The sequence below is a fragment of the Psychromonas sp. genome, from assembly GCF_983033635.1.
On the sequence record NZ_CEZLMY010000113.1, the window covers coordinates 1 to 1,429 of the forward strand.

The following is a 1,429-nucleotide window of genomic DNA, read 5'->3' on the forward strand; positions in this document are numbered from 1 at the left end:
GTATAGAAACTGCAGAGCAAGCCGAATTAGTGAAAGAGTTGGGGTGTAAAGCGGTTCAGGGATTTTATTACGCTAAGCCATGTTCAGCAGATCAATTAACCCAGGTAATGAACTGGGACAACACAATCTCGAAAAAAGTTGCCACCTTAGATTTCAAATTTGCAGGCAGCTCCTGCATTACGGGAAACTGATAATTAAACGGAAAAATAACCCGGTCGGTTAAGCTCGTTTTGTTCATCAAAAAATCACCTGCGGTTAATCGTTATCCAACGCCTGCACAATAAACAGCTCTCTGTGTTGTCAATAATAGATTTCTTTAATGTTATGAAGCGAGCTTTTTTTAGTTTGCTCAGCTAATGGCCAAATATTAAATTATCAAAAAACGTCTTAACTGGGAGAAGTGTTCTTTAAAGAACAGTGCTTATTATTTAAACAGGTATTCTTCACTGTATGGAAACGCAGCTACTCAAGCAAATACAATCAACGTCTCAATTATAAGGTCTACTAACATGGCAAATTTATATGACACCTCTTTATTACCTAGCCAGCATGCCATTAACTCTGTAGCAGCTTTGTCTGATGATTTTTATACAAATAATATTGAATCTAAGGATTTATTAGCTAGCCTGAAACTGGCTATCACTGAATCTGGTTTTATGAAAAGCCAGGATCATAAAGATTGGTTTTCTGCGCGAGGTGCTGATTATGCATATAATCCAAATTTATTTGCTTCAGCACCATTAAATATTACATGTGCTTTTTTAAGCGAAATGTTCAAACGTTATGACATTGAATATATTATTGAAGAATTATCAATGACGCCGATTAAGCGAGCTTTATTACGTTTGAATGTTTTTAAAGTGATTCATTAAAACAGGTTATGAACTTGTTGAAATGCAAACCTGTCGGTTTGACATAATAGCAAGGGAATAGGGCGGCAACGTACACTAAAAAGTTGATAGTGGCGTTATCACAGTTACATCTAATTATTTTAAATTCCGGTTCAATCTTGGTCAATTGATTCCCTGTCGCAGCTATGTATTGATTACATAATTTCATAGTGCCGCTAACAATAGTTTTCAGTAATTTGCTTTAAAGAAAACTCACAAAAAGGAGCTGTTTGGCTCCTTTTTGTTTGTGATTTTTGCATAGACTTATTTAACTGCATTTAGTTAAAGTAAATATCGCCTTTTCTGAATGGTCGTATTATTGTATGTGCTTCAGTTGGGCATTTTGACTCTTTACAGACTATTTTCCATAAATCCGCATCAAACAAACCAGCTAAACGCATATATTTACATGCGCTTATAAGCAATGAACGTGTCCAGTTAGAGCCCTCTGTTATATATCTTTCTTCAAGTTCATAAAACGTCGGGATAGATTTTGGCAGCCAGGCGTCATCTAGCTGTTTTGCTAATTCACCTAGCAT

Annotated in this window: 3 protein-coding genes; 2 read left to right on the forward strand and 1 reads right to left on the reverse strand. The window is 35.8% G+C overall.

Annotation, left to right across the window (positions count from 1 at the left end; all coding sequences use genetic code 11):
- Positions 1-191, forward strand: a 191-nt coding sequence (locus AC4GME_RS13295) for a hypothetical protein (protein WP_490379560.1), incomplete at its 5' end; no start/stop codon positions are given.
- A 318-nt stretch (positions 192-509) separates the two neighbouring features.
- A complete protein-coding gene (locus AC4GME_RS13300) occupies positions 510-872 on the forward strand; it encodes a hypothetical protein (RefSeq protein ID WP_490376339.1) in 363 nt (120 codons plus the stop codon).
- 296 nt (positions 873-1,168) lie between these two features.
- Here the strand turns inward: AC4GME_RS13300 and AC4GME_RS13305 are convergent.
- Positions 1,169-1,429 (reverse strand): hypothetical protein (locus AC4GME_RS13305; protein WP_490379561.1); only part of this gene is annotated, 261 nt, incomplete at its 5' end.